We start from the raw sequence: 22275 nt of genomic DNA, 5'->3' as shown, positions 1-22275 counted from the left end.
CACCTCTGGAGTGTCCGATGAACACTGAAGCGTTGATCCAGAACATCAAGACCCCGACGTTGACGGTCGCCTACGAAGAACACGGCCCTGCCGCCGGCGACCCGATCCTCCTCCTTCACGGCTTCCCTTACTCTCCACGCGGCTACGACGAAATCGCCCCGGCCCTCGCCGCTCGGGGCTACCGCGTTATCGTTCCGTACCTGCGCGGCTACGGCCCGACCCGCTTCAACAGCCCCGACACCCTGCGCTCCGGCCAGCAAGCCGCCTTCGCCCAGGATCTGCTGGACTTGATGGACGCGCTGGCCCTCCCGAAGGCCGCCCTTTGCGGCTACGACTGGGGCGGTCGGGCGGCATGCATCGTCGCGGCGCTTTGGCCGGAGCGGGTTCGCTGTCTGGTGACGGGCGATGGCTACAACCTGCAGAATATTCCCGGCTCCACCCAGCCACAGGCCCCGGAAACCGAGCATCGCCTCTGGTATCAGTATTACTTTCACACCCCGCGCGGTGTCGAGGGCCTGACGAAAAATCGCCGGGACTTGTGCGAATTGCTCTGGAAATTATGGTCACCGACCTGGGCCAAAGGTCCTGAGCGCTACCCACTGAGCGCGCCAGCCTTCGACAACCCGGATTTCGTCGAGGTGGTGATTCACTCGTACCGTCACCGCTTCATGTATGCGCCAGGGGACCCGGCACTGGCGTGGATGGAAGAAGCGCTGACCCGGCAACCGTCGATCAGCGTCCCGACGATTTCCCTGTGTGGTGCCGACGATGGCGTCGGACCGGCCGAGGAGATTGATGAGGACATTGAACATTTCTCTGGGTTTTATGAGCGGCGAGTGCTGGCGGGCGTCGGCCACAACATTCCCGAAGAAGCACCCGAAGCGACGCTCAAGGCATTACTGGATCTGCTTCAGCGCTGACAGAAAACCGCTCGCGATAGGCTTGCGGCGTTACGCCCATGGCCCGCAGAAAACTGCGGCGAAGCGTTTCTTCACTGCCGAACCCGCACTGCACCGCCACCCGTTTGATCGGCAGACCGGTATCACTGAGCAAGCGTCGCGCGGTCTCGACCCGGATCAGCTCGATGGCCCGCGCCGGCGTCTGGCCGGTGTCGGCGCGGTAATGGCGAACGAAGCTGCGTTCGCTCATGCCGGCCTGCAAGGCGAGTGTCGGAATGCCCAGGTCCATGGTGAGATTTTCGCTGATCCAGGCATGAAGTTCGTCGAACCGGCTGCCTTCCTTTTGCAGAGACAAGGTCACGCTGAACTGCGACTGACCGCCCGGGCGCTTGAGGAACACCACCAGTTGCCGAGCGACGTCCAGGGCCATGGTGCGACCGAGATCCTCTTCGACCATCGCCAATGAAAGATCGATGCCGGCCGTAACGCCGGCCGAGGTCCAGACCGGGCCGTCATTGATAAAGATCGGGTTGGGCTCGACCCGCAACCGGGGATGTTTCTGCGCCAATTGCTCGCAACGGGTCCAGTGCGTCACCACACGCCGCCCGTCAAGCCAACCACTGGCCGCCAGCAAGAACGCCCCGGTGCACACCGATGAAACCCGCCGACATGCCGTCGCCTGTTCACGCACCCAGGCCACCAGCGACTCATCCTCCGCCGCCGCGTAAACACCCCAACCACCGGCGATGATCAAGGTGTCGCTGCCTTGCTCGGGCAACGGCTCGGCTAACAGCGCCAGCCCCGCCGACGACATCACCACCCCGCCACCGCTGGCAATTACCGTCGGCGCGTAGGGCGCCGGCAAGCCTTGTTGACGGGCGATGTCGTTGGCCGACGCAAACACCTGCAACGGCCCGGTGACGTCGAGCAATTGCACATTGGCGAACGCGAGCACATGAATGGTTTTTGGCATATTGGCGTAATTCGTGGGGTTATTGGCGTATACGCCAGATCCTACGAGCCTAGAGTGAAGCCGTCCACCCACTTCATGAGAAAACACCATGACGTTGCAGATCGGTTTTCTGTTGTTTCCACAGGTTCAACAACTGGACCTCACCGGCCCTTACGACGTGCTGGCCTCGCTGCCGGACGTGAAGGTGCATCTGATCTGGAAGGACCTGGTGCCGGTTACTTCGAGCACCGGGCTGGTGCTGAAGTCGACCACGACCTTCGATGATTGCCCGCCACTCGATGTGATCTGCATTCCCGGGGGCAGCGGCGTCGGGCCGTTGATGGAGGATGAGCAGACATTGGCGTTTATCAAGGCCCAAGCGGCTAACGCGCGTTATGTCACGTCGGTGTGCACCGGCGCGCTGGTGCTCGGCGCGGCCGGTCTGCTGAAAGGCAAACGCGCGACCACGCACTGGGCTTATCACGAATTGCTGGGGCCTTTGGGGGCAATACCGGTGAAGGATCGCGTCGTGCGTGACGGAAATCTGCTGACCGGTGGCGGGATTACCGCAGGGATCGATTTTGCCCTGACCCTGGCGGCCGAGTTGTTCGATAAGGACACGGCCGAGCTGGTGCAGTTGCAGCTGGAATACGCGCCGGCACCGCCGTTCCAGTCCGGCAGCCCTGAAACAGCGCCGCCGAGCGTATTGGCAGAAGCGCATCGGCGGGCGGCGCCATCCCTGCAGCAAAGGGCGCAGATCACTGGACGGGCGGCGGCCAGGCTGTAGCAGTACTTTTCGACAGGCGAAAAAAAACCCGCCTCGGCGGGTTTCTCAAGACCATTTTCGACATCCTGTCGGCAGCCATCCTGGCCAATGGTCGATCATCCCTGATCCTGAGCACTCCCTGTGCTTCAGTTGATGGATCCAGAATAAGCGCAATGGTGAAGCACCAAAAGACGACATACCCGTCAGCCGGTGTAAGCCTTTGACCATAAGATCAAAAATCCACACGAACACTACAGTTTTCAAAAGGCGAAAAAAAACCCGCCGAAGCGGGTTTTCCCAAGACCATATCGACTCCCTGTCGGCAGCGAATCCTTGCTAATGGTCGATCATCCGTGATCCTGGAGCACTTCCTGTGCTTCAGTTGATGAAGCTAGATTACGCTTCGGATCCAATGTGCAATAGACGACATAGCTACCATCGCGTGTAAGACATTCGCTATACCCGCCCTTCCGAAAACCCTTAGACGCGTCAGCCAATCAGCATGAAAGCCGCGAGTTCAGCGGCCTGCAGCTGACCTTGCGCCGCAAGCTCATCCTTATCCTCGAGAAACCAGGCCGCCGACAACCCGGCAAACCCCAACACCCATTGCAGCAGCCGTTGACGCTCCAGCCCCGCGGCCTGGGCCACGACCTCGATCTGTTTTTTGAAGCGCTGCGGATCATTAGCCGTCGGCAAATCGGGATTGCAGATCAGGTTGGCGTAGTCGAACCCGCGCTCGCCGATCACCCGCTTCGGATCGATAGCGAGCCAGCCTCGCGGGCCGAAATCCAGAACATTGTCGTGATGCATATCGCCGTGCAAAACCACCACATCCTGCGGCTCGGCGAGCAGCGCTTCGGCGGCTTTCAGACTGAGCAAGTAAGTGCCGCCCTGCTGTTCGGCGGCCATGCGCAAGGAAGCGAACCATGACCATAAGGGAATCAGGGGCGGCGGCGATGATGAACGCGGGGCGTGTAAACGAGCCAGCGTTGTGCACAGTATCCGGCTGGCCTCGTCATCCTGGCCGTTGAGCGCCATGTGCATCAGCGATCGATCGCCCTCGGCACGTTCCAGCACCAACGCATCGCCATGATGAGCGTAAACCCGCGCGGCGCCCTCGCCGTCCCACCAGGTCATCAGTAGATTGCCGAACTTTTCCTCGGCATCGACGGCGACCTTCAACATGGCCGGCAAATCCCCCATCCGTACCGGCAGCAAACGACTGCCGGGCGTGATGATCGGTTCGCCGTCCGGCGCCAGGGCCCAGCGTTTCAACCAGGTTTCAAACATGCAGCCTTTACTCTTCCTGACGCTCGCGAGCCTTGGCGCCGGTTTTCAGAAATTCTTCGATATTGCTCATCTGCTCATCCCAGCCACGGCTGTCCATACGGAACGCCTTGAGCCTGCGCGTCTGCGGGATGTGATCAAAACCGGACTCGGTGACCTTCAGCAACGTGCCCTCATCCATGTCTTCGAGCTCGAACTTCACCAGCGTGGTGGGTTCCTGGGAATAATCGGTGTCCGGCTCCACCGCATAGGGATGCCAGCGAAACGAAAACACCCGCTCCGGCTCGACCCGCTCCACCAGCACATTCCACAGCAGGTACTCATAACCCGGGTAAGTAATCTGCCCCTGCGTCCATTCACCGGCGACAAAGCGCTTGCCCTCCAGCGCCACGCCAAACCACTGCCCGAAGGCCTCGGCATTGGCCAGCACGCGCCACACCTGCGAGCGCGGTACTTTGAGCAGGATTTTCCTTTCGATGCGATCTGATGCTGGGTTCATAAGTCACCTCCTGTACTGAACAGTAGGCCTGTAAGACCACAAGACCAACCTTAAAGTTGTATCAAGGGGGCGTTGTTATCAAGCATGTCTGAAATATTCGGCTGCATTTCCAGTGGGAAGTTCTGGCTCGCAGCCGAATGCCTGGCACAGTACGCGGACCGTTGACGCAGGCTAGCCCCTTGGCTAAAGAGGTTACACCTGACTTCGTTATTGGTTGACCACCCTCTTCGCTACACTGCATCTCAACGTTTACCCATCACAGCGAGAATCACTATGCACCCACGCTTCCTCCTGGCCCTGACCCCTTTGCTGTTCACCACCGTCGCCCACGCGGCGGACTGTGACAACGCCACCGACCAGGCCACGATGAATCAATGCGCGGCGCAGCAGCACAAGGCGGCGGACAAAGAGTTGAATGCGCTTTACCAGCAGATCACCCAGCGCTTGAAGAGCAACCCGGACAGCAAAAAGCTGCTGCTCGGGGCACAGCGTTCGTGGATTGCGTTTCGGGATGCCGAGTGCAAGTTCGCGAGTGCCGGGGTGGAAGGCGGGAGTGTGTATCCGCTGATCTACAGCAACTGCGTGAATGAATTGACCAAGGCGCGGGTGGAGACTTTCAAGAATTATCTGAAGTGTCAGGAAGGGGATATGGGTTGCCCGGTACCTGGGGTGTAACACTTCGGTGACGCTGAGGGCCTCTTCGCGGGCACGCCTCGCTCCTACAGGTTCGCAGTGATCGCACTATTGGGTGCGAGGCGACCGTGTAGGAGCGAGGCTTGCCCGCGAAGGCGTCAGTTCAGACGCCACACGTTACCGGACAAATATCTGCGCCGTCGTGATCGCCATGTCCCCCCCCGGCAACTTGATGTTGCCGATCTGTTTCATGCTCTCCGGATCAAAGATCGCCACATCATTAAACGTCCCCGCCAGGTAGATCTTGCTGCCGTCCTTGTTGAAGGAAATGCAGTAGTAGGAATGATCCAGCGTTGCCGCCTGGAGCATTTTCTTCTCCTTGATGTCGTACTTGGCCAGGCGGTTGAGCACGCCGAACATCAGGTTCGGATCCTTGGGCGAGCGCATGCCGCTGAAGTAGATTTCCGTCAGAGGGCCGAAGTCGGTGGTTTCGGTCTTGCCGGTTTTCAGGTCGATGCTGAACAGCCCGTAGAGGTATTCAGCGGTGGCCGGATCCTGTTTCTTGTCCTTGAATTTCGCGGCGGTGTAGAGCAGCGAGAAATCATGGCGATAGGTCTGCTGGTTCCACACGTAAAGCACGTCCGGCGCGCTGTAGTTCGCCCGTTTCCAATGACGACTGGGGATCAGCACGTCGAACTTGCCGGTCTTCACGTCGACCTTATAGACATCCGCCCCCGCCACGTACAGCGTGCCGTCGTCACCGCTCTGCATGATGGTCAGCTGCCGTGGCGCCGGGAAACTGCGCACGGGCTTGGCGTCCAGGCCGGCGTCGGTGGCGTAGACATCGAGCCGCGGTTGCTGCACTTCGTAGCGGTCGTTGAGCATCAACGTCGGGTTGGCGATGGCAAACAGTTCCTTGCCGTCGTGGCTAAGGGTAAAGGCGAACATCGACTTCGCTTTCTCCCCGGGTTTCTGGGTGATGCTGGCGTGGAACACTTGCTTGCAGCTGTCCAGCTCGACGCCGTAGACATCCGCGTAGTGATTGTTCAACACGTAAGCGGTCTTGCGATCCGGCGATAACTGCACAGTGCCCGGACCGAAGGCGTCCGGCATCTTGCAGGTCTTGAACAAGGTGTCCGTCGCCAGGTCGAGCACGTGCAGATTGTTCGGGTAATTGGTGGTCACCATGTACTCGTGACCCGCTTGTAATGCAGTGTTTCCATCGGCCAGAACGTTGATTGAACAGACGCTCAGGACGGCGAACGCGGCCAGGCCGCAGGCTTTAATGCGATGCATGCTGGAATCCTTCTTCATGTCCGATCACTTGTCTTTCGGGAAGACAGTGCCGAGGTTGCGCCAGTTGTCGTTGGACGCCTGGGCATCCTTGTTCCAGTCCGGGTAGGTGCTCATCATGTCGGGCACCTGGGCAGGCCACCAGCAAGGGTCGGAGCAGCCATACAGGTCGGCTTCCATCGGCTGGCACAGCGACGACACCCCGCCAAACGCATCGATTTCCCAACCTGGGTCAGTGGTCGAGGCACAGCCCGCGACAGAGCTCATCGCCACCACTTCTTCGATACGGTTTTCGGCCGCGGCCTCATCCAGTTTCAACGCTTTGTTATTGATTGCCTTGAGATGTTTCATATCAGTGAGCCTTGCGCGGAGTGATGTAGCTGCTGATAAACGCAGGGTTGTGGGCCATGATCCGGGTGTAGACCTCGATGCCGAAGTCGACCCAGTCACGCATCAGTTCGCAGTAGTGATAGGTCGGGTGGGTCGGGTCGCCGTACCGGGCGTAACTCTCGTGGTAGCAGCCGCCGGAGCACAGGTTGCGGATCTGGCAGTCTTCGCAGCCGGTGTTGGTACGGTCCAGGCGCTGGGACAGGAAGTCATTCAACTCCACCTGTTTTACACCGCTGTGGACGTTGCCGAAGGTCGGCAGGCTCGACCCGGTAAAGCGATGACACAGGTTCAATTCGCCCTTGTGATCCACTGCCAACATCTTCAGGCCCGCGCCGCAAGGCAGGGCTTTTTTGTGACCTTCGTGGATGTCGGTGATCAGCTGGTGCAGATTGGAGAAACCGATGTTGCGGTGTTCCAGAGCCGCTTCCAGGTAACGCCGACCAAGTCTCTTCATACTGGCGAAGACTTCGATCAGCTCGTCGCTGGACAGGTTGAAGGTGCTGATGTCACCGGAGGTCACCGGGGCGAAGCCGACCTCGGCAAAACCCAGTTCGTTGAACAGGTGATCCCAGATGGTTTCGACGTCGGTGACGCCGGTGGTCAACGTGACCCGGGCACCCACCGGACGACTGTTGTAGCGCGACAGCAGCATCTCGGCCTTGCGCCGCACCACGTCGTAAGTGCCCTGCCCGCCCACGGTGATTCGGTTGCGGTCGTGCACGGTTTTCGGTCCGTCGATACTGACTGACAGGCCAAAGCGGTGGGCATTCAGGTAGTCCACGGTCTCTTCGGTGAGCAGCGTCGCGTTGGTGGTCATGACGAACTCGACGAACTTGCCCGCCTCGCGGAAGCGCTTCTCGCAATAGTCGACCATGTACTCGATCAGCTTGCGATTACTCAGCGGCTCGCCACCGAAAAACACCACGGTGAAGCGCTCTTCATCCGGCGATTCGCGCAGCAGCATTTCCACCGACGCGACGGCTGTTTCGACGTCCATTTTCTTGCCGGCCGAGGGCTTGTCGAGGTCTTCCTTGTAGCAGTAGGTGCAGCTCAGATTGCAGCCGGTGTTGACGTTAAGCACCACGGTATTGATCGCCGTGCGCTCGACCCGTTTGGTGCCGATGTCCGGGGTCAGCGGCGAGCCGTCGCTGACCAGTTCCAGGGACATCAGCTCGCGCAGGGTCTCAGTGATTTCCTCGCCGTTGAAACGCGATGCCAAGCGCTGGATCAGGTCCTCCGACGAACAGCCGGGACCGCGCAAGGTATCGATGATGGTGCCCGTCAGCTCATCGCTGGCGAACAGCGAACTGCTGGGGATATGAAACAGCATGCGGTCGGCATCGACGTGCACTTCGTGCAGGTTCCGTTCGACCAGATTCAAAATAGCGCCCATTGCAACCTCCTGTGCAAACCCCGGTTGACGGGGCCTGCGGTCATTCCAAAAAAGTGTCTGAAGCCTTAGGGATCAGCGAACTCATGGAATGGGTGGATTGTTCCAGCGTTGCACGGTGACGATCATGTGGCCTTCGCCGGTCAGGGATTTCCCTGCGTCGTCGACGGCGGCGATCACCTTGAGGTTGCCGGCATTGTTGGTGGACATCTTGCGTTGCGGGTTCGGCCCGGCATCGCCCGGTGTGAACACGCCGCTGTCGGCCTGCATGGTGCCGGCGAACTTGACGTCTTCGTCTTCCTTGGCGCGATCGTCGAAGGCTTCGACCGACCACTGCGCCGGGAACACGCCGATGCGATACGGCTTGCCATCTGCACCCTTGCCCCAGGCTTCGGCATCGAAACGGCCCTGGACTTTCGGCGTCGAACCACCGCCCTCGCCGATCCGTGCCACCGAGAACTCGGGCACGACTTTGACTTGGTTGATCTTGCTGTAGACCGACAGGGTCGGACCTTTCAGCGTGCCAACGGTGACGTTGCGCAGCCCCGGCTGGGCGCTGGCGGCCGCCTTGAGTTTGACCTTGATGCGATCAGGGCTTTGCTCGACGACTTCCACCACGTCCACGCCTTTGCCGAAGTTCGGTTTACCGGTGAGACCGCTGCCGATCAGGGTCACTTCCGTTTCGGTACCTGCCTTCAAATAACCCGGCTGCACCGCCAGCAAACGACTGCTGCCGTGTTTGGTGGCGACGAAGTCCAGACCGCGCTCATCGTGCTCGGCCTCGAACATCCGCCCCTGCATGGCATTGCCCTGGGCCGCGAACACCTGGCGCATGGTCACGCCGTCGATGGTCACGTTGCCGCGCCATTCGTAACCGGTGTAGAGAATCGCGCTGCCCTCGCCGTTGAACGGGCTGCCGTCGGCGTATCGGCCTTTGACGCCGACCTTGAAGGTGTCGCTGCCATCGGCCGAGACGCTCATCACCCCGGCCAATTCACCCTTGCCCGGCAAGTGACCGCTGAAGCTCCAGTCGCCGACCAGCGCTTCGGCTTTCGGTGCGCTGCTCAGCCATTTTTTCCAGGCCGGGTTGTCCAGCGGGTAACGCTTGGCCAACAGCGGCACCATGTCTTTTCGAGCCAGGTCGAACCAGTCGCGGTCACGAGACAGCGCCTGATATTCCAGTGACGGCCATTGGCCGAGGTGGAAGTTCACCAGGCGCTCCCATTCCTGGGCCGGACGCCGTTGCAAAGCGACTCGCGCACCGGAGTGGCAGCGGCCGCACATCTGGCTGGTCTGGTCGTCGAACTTCTCGACGGTATTGAGTCGGCGCTCCAGCGCATAGCGCACGCCATCGGTTTCACTCGGCGCCAGGCCTTGGGTGTCGGCCAGGTATTTGACCAGAGTGCGGCGGTCGTCATCGCTGATCTGCAAACCGTGCATGGTCTGCATCCGGGCGATGCTCATCAGCCAGCCTTCCGGGGTTTTTCGCTGGTGGCTGATGCGGCTCAGGGCATTGTCAGCTTCGGGGGTGTGACAGCCCTGACAGGTTTCCTTGAGGATGGTCTGGGCGTCGCGGGCTGCCAGGCTGTATGGCGAATGCAGCGCCACACACGCGGCCACGGCCAGCAGACTGGCGCTCAGGCCTGATCGGAGTCTTCTCTTCATCAACGTCGAACCTCGCACAGTGCTTTCTTATTTTTGTGGCTTATCGTTTTTATGGTTTCTGCCGTCGGCGGCGCACCGCTGACGGAGGCAAGAGAAACGTCTGCAATGAGCAATACACGGAGCGTGCCAGCTTGCCGATAGCCTTTCTTATCAAGCAGTTACACGAAGACAAGGCCCGCGAATCGAGGCTGGGCGGGTTCGCCTGCGTCTAATATCGCGACAGGTGTTGCAACCTGAGACAAGCATAGATGCCCCGGCCGGAACAGTTCATCGCCCGACGATTGACGGCCAATGCAGGCGGGTGCGAAATGGTGATTCACCGATTGCCAGTCAGGGGAAAACAAAATGGCAAGCATCACTGTCCTGGCGGGGGACTTTCTGCAGGGTGATGGAGAGTACAGAGACGGCGTTTTTACCCTTAGAACGTCGCTTCACCCGTGGCCCGGCATCACCCTCCCGCTCTCAGCGTTCAAGCGTGTGGAAGTCGCTAACCAGGAATCGATCAACAACATCAAGGACGCCATCGGCTTCGGCGTGGCGGGCGCGATGTTGCTGGGGCCCATCGGCGCCCTCGCCGGGTTCATGTTGGCCGGCAAGGAGACCGAAGTGACCTTTCTGGCGACGCTCAATGATGACAAAAAGCTGTTGGCTGCCGTAGATGGCGCCACGTTTGAAGAGATTTCGCGGAAGATACATTCCTGATCCGCCACGTCCCCGCAACACTTGCGTGTTGCGGGGAACGCCGGTTCAACTGGCCAATGTCGAGGAAATGCTTTTATGAGCCTCGATTTTTTGCTGAATATCCGCCACAAGTACAGCAATGTCATGGGGACTGTTCAAGTTCCATATGGGGACGTTAGTGGCGATCAGTTCCACTTTTCCTGTCATGCAGTCACAGACCCGGATCGTCAGGGACTGGTCTGCCTCCATAACGCATGTGCACACAGCGGGCAACATACTGTGTTCAATGATGTTTTGAATTTCCAGGGTTGAAAGGAACATCGTTACCTCCCTCACGCCAGATGGTTGGCCGGATGAACGGACCATCGCTTCATCCACCGAGCCAGAAAATTCTAGTCTCCTAAAGTGGGTGTCTCAAGGTCGCAGCAGGTCGCTCGTCGTCTCATAGTTGTCGCAATTTGCAACAACCCCCTCTGTGTCCGCTGTTCCCATGAGCCGCCAAAACCCCGCCGACCAAGGGCGTCCCTGCCTTTCTTGGCACTTGGCACAGCCATTGCGAAAGCCTCCGTTCTCACGAACAACAAGAGGTCTCGCCATGCCCCTCCCTTATTTGCTTCCCGCCACCTCGGCGTTCATCCAGCGCGCCCCGCGCATGCTTATCGGCGGTGACTGGGTCGAGGCTGCCGACGGCCAGACCATGCCCCTGCACAACCCGGCCACCGGGGAAGTGCTGTGCGTCGTGCCAAGGGCAACGCCCGAGGACGTCGACCGCGCCGTGCTGGCCGCTCGTCAGGCCTTCGATGATTCGACCTGGACCCGCACCCGCCCACGAGAGCGGCAGAACCTGTTGTGGAAACTCGCCGACCTGATGGAACGCGACGCCGAACTGCTGGCGCAACTGGAATGCCTGAACAACGGCAAAAGCGCAGCGGTGGCCCAGGTGATGGACGTGCAGTTATCCATCGACTTCCTGCGCTACATGGCGGGCTGGGCGACCAAGATCGAAGGCTCGAGCGTTGAAGTGTCGTTGCCGCTGATGCCCAACGATCAGTTCCACAGTTTCATCCGCCGCGAAGCGGTAGGTGTGGTGGGTGCCATCGTTGCCTGGAACTTCCCGCTGCTGCTGGCTTGCTGGAAACTCGGCCCGGCCCTGGCCACCGGCTGCACCGTGGTGCTCAAACCCGCCGACGAAACCCCGCTGACCGCGCTGAAACTGGCCGAACTGGTGCTGGAAGCCGGGTACCCCGAGGGCGTGTTCAACGTGGTCACCGGCACCGGCATCACCGCCGGCTCGGCGCTGACCCACAACCCTCTGGTGGACAAGCTGACCTTCACCGGCTCCACCGCCGTGGGCAAGCAGATCGGCAAGATCGCCATGGAGTCCATGACCCGTGTCACGCTTGAACTGGGCGGCAAATCACCAACCATCGTCATGGCCGATGCCGACCTGAAAACAGCCGCAGCCGGGGCCGCCAGCGCAATTTTCTTCAATCAGGGCCAGGTGTGCTGCGCCGGTTCCAGGCTGTATGTGCAGCGCAAGCATCTCGACAATGTGGTGGCGGACATCGCCGACATCGCCAATGCCATGAAACTCGGCAACGGTCTGGACCCAAGCGTCGAGATGGGGCCGCTGATTTCCGCTCGCCAGCAGGAACGGGTGTACGGGTACATCGAAAAAGGCCGGGAAAGTGGCGCGACCATCGCCTGCGGCGGCGAGCAGTTCGGGCCAGGGTTTTTCGTCAAGCCGACGGTGATTGTCGATGTCGACCAGAAGCACTCGCTAGTGCAGGAAGAGATCTTCGGCCCGGTGCTGGTGGCGATTCCGTTCGATGATGAAGCCGATGTGTTGCGCATGGCCAATGACAGTCCTTATGGGCTGGGCGCGAGTATCTGGTCGAACGACCTGGCGGCGGTGCACCGGATGATTCCGCGAATCAAATCGGGGTCGGTGTGGGTCAACTGCCACAGCGCGCTCGATCCGGCGTTGCCGTTTGGCGGGTACAAAATGTCCGGGGTCGGGCGGGAGATGGGGTATGCGGCGATTGAGCATTACACCGAGTTGAAGTCGGTGTTGATCAAGTTGTAATAGCGCCGTTCTTCGCTGATCGTTCCCACGCTCTGCGCGGGAACGATCGGTTAGGGTTTGAAGCCTTGCGACAGTAACCAACTCCGAACCATCCGCCCCTGCTCCACCGTCAACCCCGCCAGCACCTGCTCGGCCGGTTCGGTCCGCAACCGCCGCACCAACGGCGCCAGTTCAACCCCCTGCACATGCCAGATCCCCAGCGGCTGATCCGCCGTGATCACCACCTCGGCGTCATCGACAAACCCATCTTTCAACACCGGCGCCCGCTCAATCCTCAACGCCGCAAAATCCGCCTCGGCATGGGCAACTTCAGCATCCGGCCACTGCCGCCGTGCCTGCCAGAACGGCTGCTCCAGCCACCTCTGCTCATCGGCGTAAAAGTCGCGACCGATCCGCGCAAAGCGCAAAAAAAGCTGCTCCACCCGCTGCTGATGAAACCGTTGGGCCAGCGCCGCCCGCTCCGGTTTACGCACTAACGTGTTGATCACCGTGGGCGCCTGTAACGCTGAAGACAAGGACTGGAAAATGCCATTGCCCGACAGCGGATCCACCGCCATCGCGGCATCGCCGACCCGGATCCAGTGATCACCACAGACCTGCGGACTCAAAATCGCCGTGCTGCTGCGCGCATGCAGTTGGAGATCGGTCTCAGGCCCGGCGCCGAAAAACTCACGCGCCCATGCAGAACCCTGACGCCGTGCGCGGCAGTAATCCAGCAACGTCGCCTTGCCCGGCAATTGCGCGCTGGTCACGTCCACCGTCCATTGCCAATAACACTGACCGTCGGCCCGCCGCGCCATCCACGCCCAGCCGTCCTCAAGGCTTTCCACCGCGCTGGCGGTGCTGCCCGGCGTGCCTTGCCAACGATTGAGCAGGCTGACCGTCTCCGGCCCGCGCAGGCCTTTGCCCAGTGCGGGCGCCTGGCGTCCGCGGGCTTCTACCAGAAAATCCGCAAACAGCGCCTGGCGCCCTTCAATCTCGACCCGATGCCCCACCGCCGAGGCCTGAACGCTCAGCACCCGCCCTTCGATCAGCTCAACACCTGCCAGACGCAGGTCTTCGCGCAAACCTCGGTCGAAACTCGGGCGATCCAACAGAAATTCGATGTTCTGCGCATGTTGCTGACCGTTCCACGACACCTGCCGCTGGGAGGGCAACGCCGCATCCGCCAACGCCTGCTGCAGGCCCGCGCCGCGCAGGGCCTCCAGCACCCGAAGCGAAACGCCTTCCAGTGCCGCAAACCGGCGCCACTCGCTGACCAGGGTCACCGCATAACCGAGTCGCCGCAAACCCAGGGCGACTGCCGCCCCGGCGGGTCCAGCGCCAAGAATCACAATCATGCGCCGAAGCGCCGTTCAGGGCCGCGATAGCGGGCGTTCTCGCGCAGCCACTCGATGACGTGCTCGTTACTCGCGTCGGGATGGGCAACCAGGAAACTCGCAATATGTCCGCTCAACGCCGCACACCCAAGGCTCGCACCGGACTGTCCCGGATAGGTCCCATGCACGCACGCCGCGAAATCGGCCTGGGCACTGTTGAGCCACGACCATTCATGCTCGGCGCAACGCGCATCGCCGGTGACGCGCAGCACCTGTGGATAATTCGCCGGATACACACCCTCGCCCTGGGCCGGGCTGGAGGCACACAACAAAATGCCCCGCGCCACCGCCGCTGCGCAGGCTTCGCGCAACAGGCTGCGATCCTGGCGTAATCCAAGGCTCAAATTAATCAAGCGAACATCCTGCGCCACCAGCCAGTCGATAGCGCTGGCAATCTGCAAGGCGCTGGTGACGCCGCGCTGGTCAAACACCTGCCCCACGCAAAACACCGCCGCAGGGGCTCGCCGCCCGATGGCTTCGATCACCGCGCTGCCGTGGCCCAGCGGGTCGTCACGCAAGTCGCTTTCGGCCAGGCCATCTTCCAGCAGCGAAAAGCGCCGTCCGGCGATCACCTGCACCCGTTGCGCCGCCGAATGTCCGCTGTCGACTACGCCAATCCTTAGCTCAGGCTTCATGCAGCACCGCTTTTGAAATGAGTACGCCGTCGAGCAATTCAAAACGCACATCAGCATCAGCCAGCGTGGAAGGACGATGGCTGATCAGGATCCGCGTGCGCCCGGCAAACAGTCGGTCGATGGCCTCGATGACTTCGCGCTCGGTGGCTTCATCCACCGCCGAGGTCGCTTCATCCAACACCAGAATCAGCGGATCCTGCAACAACGCCCGGGCGATGGCGATCCGCTGTTTCTGCCCGCCGGACAACTGCTGGCCGCGTTCGCCCAACGGACTGTCGAGACCTTCGGGCAACGATTCGATCAGGCTGTCGAGTTGCGCCAGCCTTGCGACTTCGGCAATCGCTTCACGGCTGGCGTCCGGCACCGCGTAAGCGAGGTTGTCGGCCAGGCTGCCGCGAAACAGTACGATGTCCTGACTGACCACGGCTATCCGCCGACGCAGCTGGAACAGGTCCAGTTCACGCAGATCGACCTCGCCCAGCAGCACCCGGCCAGCTTGCGGATCGTGATGGCGTTGCAGCAGATCGATCAGCGTTGATTTACCGACGCCGGAGCCGCCGCTCAGGGCGACTTTCAAGCCATAGGGAATTCGCGCTTCGATGCCGCGCAAGGTCGTCGGACGACCGGGATGGCTGAAGTGCACGTCGTCGAAACGCAACTCGCCAGAGGTCGGCATCGGCTTGGGTTCAACCGGTGTTAGCACGGTCGGTTCTTCACCGCGCAGTTCCATGACCCGGCCGAGGCTGACGGTCATCCGCTGAATCGCCACATAGAGCCCGAGCAGGCTCTGAACCGGTCCGACCGCCATCCCCAGGTACGTGGAAAACGCGATCAGCGCGCCCAGTTGCCAGGTCCCCTGCACCACCCAATAACCGCCAATCAAAAACGCACAGGCCCGGGACAATGACGTCAGCGTGCCGGGCACCGCCTGGGTAAAAAACTCGGTGACTTGCAGGCGCAGCAGCTGGCTCATATAGCCTTGACCAAGCGACTCCAGACGGCGCGATTCACGTTGTTGCTGGCCGGCAGACTGGATGAATTTCATTACCGGCAAGGTCTCGACCATGAACGAGGACATGTCCGCCGAGCGCTCGCGCAACTGCCGTACATCGCGCTCGACTTTACGCCGCATCCAGCGCAGCCAGAGGATGTCGAGGGGAATCAGCACCAATGCCAGCAGTGAAAGTTTCCACGACAGGGTCAGCAGCATCGCCACCGCCACCACCAGGCCAACCACGCTCGATACCGCCGAGAACAGCGAATCCACAGCGAAGCGCTGGATCTCCGCGACGTCGCCATCCAGGCGCGACATCAGATCACCGATGCGCCGCTGTCCATAGAAGCTCGGTGACAGGGTTTGCAGATGTCGATAAAGGTCGTCGCGCAGCGAGAACAGAATCCGCCCGGACAGTCGCGTGTGCAGGTAGCGATTGATCCCCGACAGCGCTGTGCCGAGCAGCCCGGCGAGAATCATCAATCCGGCAATCAATACCAGCATGGGGAAGTTTTTCGCCAGCAAGCCATCGTCGATCAACAGTTTGGTCAGCCACGGCTGCACCAGCACCAGCGACGAAGCGCAGACCGACAAGCCGAGCAGCCCGGCAATCGCCAATCGATGCGGGCGCACAAAACTGTAGAGCCAACGCAACGCCGCTTGCAGGGCTTCGGGGTTCTGGCTGTCGATCAGCCGAACGATCAAGCGCTGCATCACGAACGCAACTGTTTGAGCTTGCGATACAGGGTCGCGCGGCTGATGCCCAAGGCGTCGGCGGCGGCCGAGACGTTGCCCTGATGGCTGTCCAGGGCCTGGCGGATCAGCTCCAGTTCGTTTTCGCGAATGCTGCCCGATGCCGGGCGTTGAGTGGCGGTCAGTTCGTCGAGCATGCTGTCGGGCAGGTGGTCGAGGGTGAGCACCGTGTCCCCGGGTTCGCGCATGGCCAGCGCGGTGCGCAGGACCATTTCCAGTTGGCGAATGTTGCCCGGCCAATGATAGCCGTCGAGCAAGTGGCTCAGATCGTCATGCAGGACCATCGTCGGGGCATCAAGTTTGGCCAGCAGACGAGCAACCAAACTGCTGAAATCCTCGCGCTCGCGCAGGGCCGGGAGCATCACGCTGATGCCGTTGACCCGGTAGAACAGGTCTTCACGGAAGTGCTTTTCTTCGACCAGACGCTTGAGGTCTCGGTGGGTGGCGCAGATCAGCGCGACATCGATGTCTTGTTCTTCGCCCGCGCCCAGCGGCGCCACTTTACGGTCCTGCAACACCCGCAGCAGACGGGCCTGCAAGGCCAGCGGCATGTCACCGATTTCGTCGAGGAACAAGGTGCCGCCGTGGGCCTGTTGCAGTCGTCCGATCATGCCGCCACGACGGGAGCCGGTGAAGGCGCCTTCGCGGTAGCCGAACAGTTCCGACTCGATCAGGCCTTCAGGGATTGCCGCGCAGTTCACCGCAACGAAAGGTTTGTCACAGCGGGTTCCGGCCATGTGCAGCGCACGGGCGATGACTTCTTTACCGGTGCCGGTTTCACCGAGCAGCAACACCGGCAATTCATTGGCCAGCCCTTGGCGGGCCATGCGCAAGGCCCGGGCATAACGCACGTTACTGCCGGCCAGGGATTCGAGATCCGGTTGTGGCTTGGCGGTTTTCGCGGGGCTGCGCGGCGGTGTGCTGACGTTGATGGAACGTTGCGGCGCCCGCAGGGTTTTGTAGAAGAATTCGCCTTTGGCGGTCTGCAAACTGCCGACGCCACCTTGATGCAGACGGGACAGCAATTGCAGGCCATCGACACCGAGAAACTCTTCGCAACGCCGACCGACCAGGGCCGAACGCTCGGCACGCAGCAACTGACAGGCTTGCGCGCTGACCGCCAGGATCTGTCCGCCGAGACTCACCGCCAGCAGGCCCTGCCAAGGGGATTCAAGGTATTGCCGACGGCTGTGGAACGCGAGGACGATTTCGTCCGGGTAACTGGCGTTGAACACGCGGCTTTCAATCTGGCTGACGGCCATGGCCAGCAACGCGGTGCTGTCATGAACGCGGCCGAGGGGGCCTTCGCGGGTCAGGTCAAGGACGCCGAGGATGTCGCCTTGGGGGCAATGGATCGGCACCGATGTGCAGGAGAAATCGCTGAGACGATCGAGGTAATGCTCGCCGCAATCGATCATCGTCGGCCGGGCTTCCACCAGTGCGGTGCCCAGTGCGTTGGTACCACGAGCGGCTTCGCTCCAGCAGGCGCCCAGGGTGATGTCTTGCAGGCCGCTGTTCTTGAGGCGGTCGGCGCGTCCTTCGACGGCGAGGATGGTGGCGTCGGAGTTGGCGAGGATGATCAGGCCTTCCTTGCCTTGGCGTTCAGCCAGGTAGTCGATGGCCGGTAATGCGGCGTCGATCAGCAGGCGATTGCTTGCCAACAGCACGTCGAGGCTGGCGCTCGATTCCAGCGCCAGTTCGTGCTTGGCGTTGAAATGCACGCCATGGCTGAGGCTTCGCCGCCACGACGCATCGATTTCTGCCCGCAGAACACCATCGGGGACTTCGCCCTCCAGATGGAGTTTTTCCCGGGCCAGCCGGGCTTCGCGGTGCAGCTTGGGAGAAGGTGTTTTTATTAGCGTCATCAAGCGCTCCGGATCGGTCCGCTTTGCGCCTTTCAAGTTCAGCGCCCTGCCGCAATCTTTACGTTAACGTCAGGGCGATGGCAAGTGCCTTACAGCACTTGTGTTCTGTCAGGTGGACCGAGTCATCGTTCTTCGCGGGCAAGCCTCGCTCCTACAGGGTTGAGGCGAACCAAAATTTCCCTCCAGGCAAAAAACCTGTAGGAGCGAGGCTTGCCCGCGAAGGCGACGTACCTGGCCCCAATGATCTCAGAGCTGCCACACCTCGGCATTCACAAAAAACGCCCGGGCATTGTCCTCAAGACTCTCCAGGTGATACCCGCCCTCCTGCACAATCAGACACGGCAACCCAAGGCTACGAATCCGTTCGCCCAACACCGCAAACCCTTCACGGGTCACTGCCACTTTGCGCTGCGGGTCCTGTTCGAAAATATCGAACCCCTGGGACAGCACCAGCCGCCGGAGGATGGGGTGGTGGGTTTCGATATTCAGCTGTTGTGAACCCGCGAGCAGGAGATGAGTCAAGCCGAAACGGTCTTCCTCGAGCTTCACAGCACATGCTCAGTATTCGCGAGACTGTGCTGTGAAGCTTTGAGCGCTTAGACGTGAGGGTCGCCCGGAGCTTTGCTCGGCGTGGCGTATTGCGGCTTGAGATGGCCGTCCTGATCGAGTAACCAGGCGTCCATGATCTGCCGCACCACAGGGCCGGCGACGCGACCACCGGCCTCACCGTTTTCAATCATCACCGAGATGACGATCTTCGGGTGCTCGGCCGGGGCGAAGCCGACGAACAAGGCATTGTCGCGGTTGCGCTCCAGGGTTTTCGCCCGGTTGTAGCGCTCGCCTTGCTTGATCGCGACGACTTGCGCGGTACCACTCTTGCCGGCAATGCGGTACTGAGCGCCCTGCGCGGCGGCTCTGGCAATCCCGCGGGCGTCGTGCATCACCATCTGCATGCCATGGTTGACCTGCTCCCAGTCACGCGGATCCTTGAGCAGGATGTTCGGCATAGGGTGCTCGTCCACCGGCGCTACGCCATCCACGGTCTTTGCCAGGTGCGGTCGGTTCCACACACCTTTGTTGGCAATCAGCGCGGTGGCCTGGGCCAGCTGCAGCGGCGTGACCTGCATATAACCCTGGCCGATGCCAAGGATCACGGTTTCGCCCGGGAACCAGGCCTGACGGCGCGTGGCACGCTTCCACGCTTGCGACGGCATCAAGCCGGCAGACTCTTCGAACATGTCCAGCGAGACTTTTTCGCCGAGGCCGAACATGGCCATGTAGTCGTGCAGGCGATCGATGCCCAGCTTGTGGGCCAGGTCATAGAAGTAGGTGTCGTTGGAGCGCATGATCGCCGCGTCCATGTCGACCCAGCCGTCGCCGCTGTGGTTCCAGTTACGGTATTTGTGATCAAAGTCCGGGAGCTGGTAATAACCGGGGTCAAAGACGCGGGTCTGAGGGGTGACGACGCCAGCGTCGAGGCCGGCAATGGCCACCTCGGGTTTGATGGTCGAACCTGGCGCGTAGAGGCCGCGCAGAACGCGGTTGAACAGCGGCCGATCGATGGAGTCGTGCAGCGCCGCGTATTCCTTGAAGCTGATGCCGGTGACGAACAGGTTCGGGTCGAAACTGGGCTTGCTGACCATGGCCAGTACTTCACCGGTCGACGGATCGAGCGCCACCACCGAACCACGACGATCACCCAAGGCTTCCTCGGCCGCTTCCTGAAGTTTGACGTCCAGGCTCAGGACAATGTTTTTGCCGGGGATCGGATCGGTGTGCTTGAGCACTCGCAGTACGCGGCCCTGGGCATTGGTTTCGACTTCTTCGTAACCCACCTGGCCGTGCAATTGCGACTCGTAGAATTTTTCAATGCCGGTCTTGCCGATGGATTGGGTGCCGCGATACTCCACCGTGTCGAGGGCTTGGGATTCTTTTTCGTTGATACGACCAACGTAACCGATCGAGTGCGCAAAGTGTGCGCCAAACGGGTAATGGCGCACGAACTGGGGCTCGACATCGATCCCCGGCAGACGGAACTCATTGACCGCGAGAACCGCGATTTGCTGTTCACTGAGCTCGTAGAACAGAGTAACCGGCACGAACGGGTGGCGCGCCTGTTTCATGGCCTTGTCGAACAGTGTCCGGTCTTCGGCTGGCAAGTGCAGGAGGTTGACCACCTCATCGAGCTCCTCTTTGACATCGGAGGCGCGCTCGCGGGTGATGGTGAGGTTGAAACTGGGACGGTTATCCGCGAGGACTACGCCGTTGCGGTCGTAGATCAGCCCGCGGGTCGGGGTGATCGGCAGGACATGGACGCGGTTGTTTTCGGAGATGGTCGAGTGATAGTCGTATTCGACCACTTGCAGGACATACATGCGCACCACAAGCGCGCAGGAAATGGCGGCGACGAACAAGGCGCAGGCGATCAGCCGCTTGTTGACCAGACGCGTCTCTTTTTCGTGGTCCTTGATGGGTATCGGTTCGGGCATTTCTGTAGCGGCTCTATGACTAAAAAAGAGGGCGATCCTTAGGCCTGCAAATCAATCCGTTAAAAAACGAGCTGCACCATACCAAAAACTGTGCAGTCACTTTAGTGGGATTTTCTCGAATGGTTGTCCTTGAGGGTCAAAACAACGGTCGGCTTTTTCTTTGACTTGTGCGTTTTGCTCAAGATTGATATTCCGATTCATGCATTTTTCTTGTAGATGAGCCTGTAGATACTGGGTGCATGTCATTCCATTTTGTTGTTTGGGAGTCTTTTCATGCATCCACGATTTCAACGATTACTCGGCTCGAATGGATTTTCCATCGGACTGGAACTGCCGCTGGATAACGATTGGTCCAGTGATGGACAGCGGCTGCGGATCGCTCAGGATCGGCCTTTTGGCGTCCCCGACTTGAAGCAGCACGCGGCGATGGCACGTTTGGCTGACAACGCCGGTTTTCGCGCACTTTGGGTACGTGATGTGCCGGTTTACGACCCCAACTTTGGCGACGCTGCACAGGTCTTTGAGACCTTTTCTTACCTTGGGTATTTGGCCGGGATTACGGAGAACATCATGCTCGGTACAGCAGCGGTTGTGCTGCCATTGCGTCAGCCTTGGCTAACGCTCAAGGCCGCCAACAGTGTTGATGAACTGAGTGACGGGCGTCTGCTCCTTGGGGTGGCCAGTGGTGACCGGCCGATGGAGTATCCGTTGTTTGGGGTGGATTACGATCAGCGCGGGGAGATCTTTCGCGATACGGTTGAATTGATCCGCAGCCAGGGAGAAGGTCGTTTACCTGAGGGCGCTCGCCTGTTGCCGGAGCGAGATCAGCCTATGCCACTGCTGGTTGCAGGTCTTGGTCAACAATCACCGGCCTGGATTGGTGAGCATATGGATGGTTGGCTCGCCTACCCTGGTACGCCGGATGAGCACCGACGTCGAGTGGGGCTGTGGCGGGAAGTTGGAGGCGATAAGCCTTATATCAGCTTCGTACACTTGGACCTGACTGCTAATCCTCATACCCCCATGCGACGTGTGCGCTTCGGTGGCAGTTGTGGACGGCTGGCCTTGATTGATGAGCTTCAGGCGTTACGTGAGGCTGGTGTGCAGCATGTCGGCTTGCACATGCGTCGTAGCGAACGCCCTGTGGCAGAGGTTATTGAAGAGATAGCTGAATACGTTCTGCCGAAGTTTCACTAACGATGCTGCTGAAACCTGGGATAGCCCGTCGGCTATCCTTTTTTGTCACACCACTTTCCTGCGGACAAAACAAAACCCCTACCTGCATACGCAGATAGGGGTTTCGGAATTTAATCTTGACGATGACCTACTCTCACATGGGGAAACCCCACACTACCATCGGCGATGCATCGTTTCACTGCTGAGTTCGGGATGGGATCAGGTGGTTCCAATGCTCTATGGTCGTCAAGAAATTCGGTAGCCAGGTCGTTTGCCTTACGGCACACGCTCCAGCGAATGGGTATGTGATAGATCTCGGTGTTTGTGAACAATCGAACTTTCGGTTCATTTCGTCTTCACACACCGCAATCTGGTGCCCTTTCAGGTCAGCAAATTGCTTGGGTGTTATATGGTCAAGCCTCACGGGCAATTAGTATTGGTTA

The 22275-nt window shown here is 60.3% G+C and carries 19 protein-coding genes, 1 rRNA gene and 1 pseudogene; 6 read left to right on the top strand and 15 right to left on the bottom strand.

Annotation, left to right across the window (positions count from 1 at the left end):
* Positions 1 to 17: 17 nt before the first annotated feature.
* Positions 18 to 920: an alpha/beta fold hydrolase gene (locus FBY01_RS18455; RefSeq protein ID WP_145308886.1), complete on the top strand. Its 903-nt coding sequence runs from the start codon at positions 18 to 20 to the stop codon at positions 918 to 920.
* On the opposite strand, the gene FBY01_RS18450 is transcribed toward FBY01_RS18455, so the two are convergent.
* The gene (locus FBY01_RS18450) at positions 889 to 1872 is read right to left on the bottom strand and encodes a GlxA family transcriptional regulator (protein ID WP_145308884.1); all 984 of its coding nucleotides are present in this window, start codon (positions 1870 to 1872) and stop codon (positions 889 to 891) included. The genes FBY01_RS18455 and FBY01_RS18450 overlap by 32 nt on opposite strands.
* A gap of 88 nt (positions 1873 to 1960) precedes the next feature.
* On the opposite strand from FBY01_RS18450, the gene inhA reads away from it, so the two are divergent.
* A complete protein-coding gene (inhA, locus tag FBY01_RS18445; protein WP_145308882.1) occupies positions 1961 to 2638 on the top strand; it encodes an isonitrile hydratase in 678 nt (225 codons plus the stop codon).
* Positions 2639 to 3106: 468 nt separating this feature from the next.
* Here inhA and FBY01_RS18440 read toward each other — a convergent pair whose 3' ends face one another.
* Both FBY01_RS18440 and FBY01_RS18435 read right to left on the bottom strand, forming a co-directional pair.
* Complete coding sequence (locus FBY01_RS18440; protein ID WP_145308881.1) at positions 3107 to 3907, bottom strand: aminoglycoside phosphotransferase family protein; 801 nt, start codon at positions 3905 to 3907, stop codon at positions 3107 to 3109.
* Positions 3908 to 3914: 7 nt separating this feature from the next.
* Positions 3915 to 4403 (bottom strand): SRPBCC family protein, encoded by a 489-nt coding sequence (locus tag FBY01_RS18435; protein ID WP_077748914.1) that lies wholly within the window; start codon positions 4401 to 4403, stop codon positions 3915 to 3917.
* Between the two features lie 273 nt (positions 4404 to 4676).
* Between FBY01_RS18435 and FBY01_RS18430 the strand changes: the two genes are divergently transcribed.
* Positions 4677 to 5078 carry a lysozyme inhibitor LprI family protein gene (locus FBY01_RS18430; RefSeq protein WP_145308879.1) on the top strand — a complete coding sequence of 134 codons (402 nt, stop codon included), beginning with the start codon at positions 4677 to 4679 and terminating at the stop codon, positions 5076 to 5078.
* A gap of 135 nt (positions 5079 to 5213) precedes the next feature.
* Here the strand turns inward: FBY01_RS18430 and peaD are convergent, their stop codons facing one another.
* The 4 genes from peaD to peaA form a co-directional block, all read right to left on the bottom strand.
* Entirely contained in the window at positions 5214 to 6332 is a 1119-nt protein-coding gene (peaD, locus tag FBY01_RS18425) for a quinohemoprotein amine dehydrogenase subunit beta (RefSeq protein WP_145308877.1), read from the bottom strand.
* A 24-nt stretch (positions 6333 to 6356) separates the two neighbouring features.
* Entirely contained in the window at positions 6357 to 6680 is a 324-nt protein-coding gene (qhpC, locus tag FBY01_RS18420) for a quinohemoprotein amine dehydrogenase subunit gamma (protein ID WP_008027961.1), read from the bottom strand.
* Between the two features lies 1 nt (position 6681).
* Positions 6682 to 8112 carry a quinohemoprotein amine dehydrogenase maturation protein gene (gene peaB, locus FBY01_RS18415; protein ID WP_010458403.1) on the bottom strand — a complete coding sequence of 477 codons (1431 nt, stop codon included), beginning with the start codon at positions 8110 to 8112 and terminating at the stop codon, positions 6682 to 6684.
* A gap of 81 nt (positions 8113 to 8193) precedes the next feature.
* A complete protein-coding gene (peaA, locus tag FBY01_RS18410) occupies positions 8194 to 9774 on the bottom strand; it encodes a quinohemoprotein amine dehydrogenase subunit alpha (protein WP_145308875.1) in 1581 nt (526 codons plus the stop codon).
* A gap of 345 nt (positions 9775 to 10119) precedes the next feature.
* On the opposite strand from peaA, the gene FBY01_RS18405 reads away from it, so the two are divergent.
* Positions 10120 to 10476, top strand: coding sequence for a hypothetical protein (locus tag FBY01_RS18405; protein WP_083374665.1), 357 nt, complete (start codon positions 10120 to 10122; stop codon positions 10474 to 10476).
* Positions 10477 to 10521: 45 nt separating this feature from the next.
* Here the strand turns inward: FBY01_RS18405 and FBY01_RS18400 are convergent, their stop codons facing one another.
* Positions 10522 to 10776 carry a DUF1652 domain-containing protein gene (locus FBY01_RS18400; protein ID WP_077748918.1) on the bottom strand — a complete coding sequence of 85 codons (255 nt, stop codon included), beginning with the start codon at positions 10774 to 10776 and terminating at the stop codon, positions 10522 to 10524.
* 274 nt (positions 10777 to 11050) lie between these two features.
* Between FBY01_RS18400 and FBY01_RS18395 the strand changes: the two genes are divergently transcribed.
* A complete protein-coding gene (locus tag FBY01_RS18395; protein ID WP_145308873.1) occupies positions 11051 to 12541 on the top strand; it encodes an aldehyde dehydrogenase in 1491 nt (496 codons plus the stop codon).
* A 50-nt stretch (positions 12542 to 12591) separates the two neighbouring features.
* Here the strand turns inward: FBY01_RS18395 and FBY01_RS18390 are convergent, their stop codons facing one another.
* The 6 genes and pseudogenes from FBY01_RS18390 to mrdA form a co-directional block, all read right to left on the bottom strand.
* On the bottom strand, positions 12592 to 13881 hold the full coding sequence (locus FBY01_RS18390; RefSeq protein WP_010458396.1) for an NAD(P)/FAD-dependent oxidoreductase: 1290 nt from the start codon (positions 13879 to 13881) through the stop codon (positions 12592 to 12594).
* A complete protein-coding gene (locus FBY01_RS18385; RefSeq protein WP_010458395.1) occupies positions 13878 to 14555 on the bottom strand; it encodes a S8 family serine peptidase in 678 nt (225 codons plus the stop codon). The genes FBY01_RS18390 and FBY01_RS18385 overlap by 4 nt, the downstream gene beginning before the upstream one ends.
* Positions 14545 to 16263: an ABC transporter ATP-binding protein gene (locus FBY01_RS18380; protein WP_010458394.1), complete on the bottom strand. Its 1719-nt coding sequence runs from the start codon at positions 16261 to 16263 to the stop codon at positions 14545 to 14547. The genes FBY01_RS18385 and FBY01_RS18380 overlap by 11 nt, the downstream gene beginning before the upstream one ends.
* Positions 16263 to 18167 (bottom strand): sigma-54-dependent Fis family transcriptional regulator, encoded by a 1905-nt coding sequence (locus FBY01_RS18375; RefSeq protein WP_145308871.1) that lies wholly within the window; start codon positions 18165 to 18167, stop codon positions 16263 to 16265. The genes FBY01_RS18380 and FBY01_RS18375 overlap by 1 nt, the downstream gene beginning before the upstream one ends.
* A gap of 246 nt (positions 18168 to 18413) precedes the next feature.
* Positions 18414 to 18620, bottom strand: a pseudogene (locus tag FBY01_RS18370) (histone deacetylase family protein); the annotation flags it as partial.
* 143 nt (positions 18621 to 18763) lie between these two features.
* Positions 18764 to 20656, bottom strand: a complete 1893-nt coding sequence (gene mrdA / locus FBY01_RS18365) for a penicillin-binding protein 2 (RefSeq protein ID WP_145308869.1) — start codon at positions 20654 to 20656, stop codon at positions 18764 to 18766.
* 273 nt (positions 20657 to 20929) lie between these two features.
* Between mrdA and FBY01_RS18360 the strand changes: the two genes are divergently transcribed.
* Positions 20930 to 21853 (top strand): TIGR03571 family LLM class oxidoreductase, encoded by a 924-nt coding sequence (locus FBY01_RS18360; protein WP_010458390.1) that lies wholly within the window; start codon positions 20930 to 20932, stop codon positions 21851 to 21853.
* Between the two features lie 114 nt (positions 21854 to 21967).
* Here the strand turns inward: FBY01_RS18360 and rrf are convergent.
* Positions 21968 to 22083: ribosomal RNA gene (gene rrf, locus FBY01_RS18355) — 5S ribosomal RNA — on the bottom strand.
* Positions 22084 to 22275 lie beyond the last annotated feature (192 nt).

The organism is Pseudomonas sp. SJZ077 (assembly GCF_007993905.1).
GTDB lineage: Bacteria > Pseudomonadota > Gammaproteobacteria > Pseudomonadales > Pseudomonadaceae > Aquipseudomonas > Aquipseudomonas mandelii.
This window is presented reverse-complemented; position numbering and strand designations above follow the sequence as displayed.

Coding starts and splice junctions, on each gene's coding strand:
- FBY01_RS18455 (WP_145308886.1), top strand. CDS start 18: ATGAACACTGAAGCGTTGATCCAGAACATCAAGACCCCGACGTTGACG.
- FBY01_RS18450 (WP_145308884.1), bottom strand. CDS start 1,872: ATGCCAAAAACCATTCATGTGCTCGCGTTCGCCAATGTGCAATTGCTC.
- inhA (WP_145308882.1), top strand. CDS start 1,961: ATGACGTTGCAGATCGGTTTTCTGTTGTTTCCACAGGTTCAACAACTG.
- FBY01_RS18440 (WP_145308881.1), bottom strand. CDS start 3,907: ATGTTTGAAACCTGGTTGAAACGCTGGGCCCTGGCGCCGGACGGCGAA.
- FBY01_RS18435 (WP_077748914.1), bottom strand. CDS start 4,403: ATGAACCCAGCATCAGATCGCATCGAAAGGAAAATCCTGCTCAAAGTA.
- FBY01_RS18430 (WP_145308879.1), top strand. CDS start 4,677: ATGCACCCACGCTTCCTCCTGGCCCTGACCCCTTTGCTGTTCACCACC.
- peaD (WP_145308877.1), bottom strand. CDS start 6,332: ATGCATCGCATTAAAGCCTGCGGCCTGGCCGCGTTCGCCGTCCTGAGC.
- qhpC (WP_008027961.1), bottom strand. CDS start 6,680: ATGAAACATCTCAAGGCAATCAATAACAAAGCGTTGAAACTGGATGAG.
- peaB (WP_010458403.1), bottom strand. CDS start 8,112: ATGGGCGCTATTTTGAATCTGGTCGAACGGAACCTGCACGAAGTGCAC.
- peaA (WP_145308875.1), bottom strand. CDS start 9,774: ATGAAGAGAAGACTCCGATCAGGCCTGAGCGCCAGTCTGCTGGCCGTG.
- FBY01_RS18405 (WP_083374665.1), top strand. CDS start 10,120: ATGGCAAGCATCACTGTCCTGGCGGGGGACTTTCTGCAGGGTGATGGA.
- FBY01_RS18400 (WP_077748918.1), bottom strand. CDS start 10,776: ATGTTCCTTTCAACCCTGGAAATTCAAAACATCATTGAACACAGTATG.
- FBY01_RS18395 (WP_145308873.1), top strand. CDS start 11,051: ATGCCCCTCCCTTATTTGCTTCCCGCCACCTCGGCGTTCATCCAGCGC.
- FBY01_RS18390 (WP_010458396.1), bottom strand. CDS start 13,881: ATGATTGTGATTCTTGGCGCTGGACCCGCCGGGGCGGCAGTCGCCCTG.
- FBY01_RS18385 (WP_010458395.1), bottom strand. CDS start 14,555: ATGAAGCCTGAGCTAAGGATTGGCGTAGTCGACAGCGGACATTCGGCG.
- FBY01_RS18380 (WP_010458394.1), bottom strand. CDS start 16,263: ATGCAGCGCTTGATCGTTCGGCTGATCGACAGCCAGAACCCCGAAGCC.
- FBY01_RS18375 (WP_145308871.1), bottom strand. CDS start 18,167: ATGACGCTAATAAAAACACCTTCTCCCAAGCTGCACCGCGAAGCCCGG.
- mrdA (WP_145308869.1), bottom strand. CDS start 20,656: ATGCCCGAACCGATACCCATCAAGGACCACGAAAAAGAGACGCGTCTG.
- FBY01_RS18360 (WP_010458390.1), top strand. CDS start 20,930: ATGCATCCACGATTTCAACGATTACTCGGCTCGAATGGATTTTCCATC.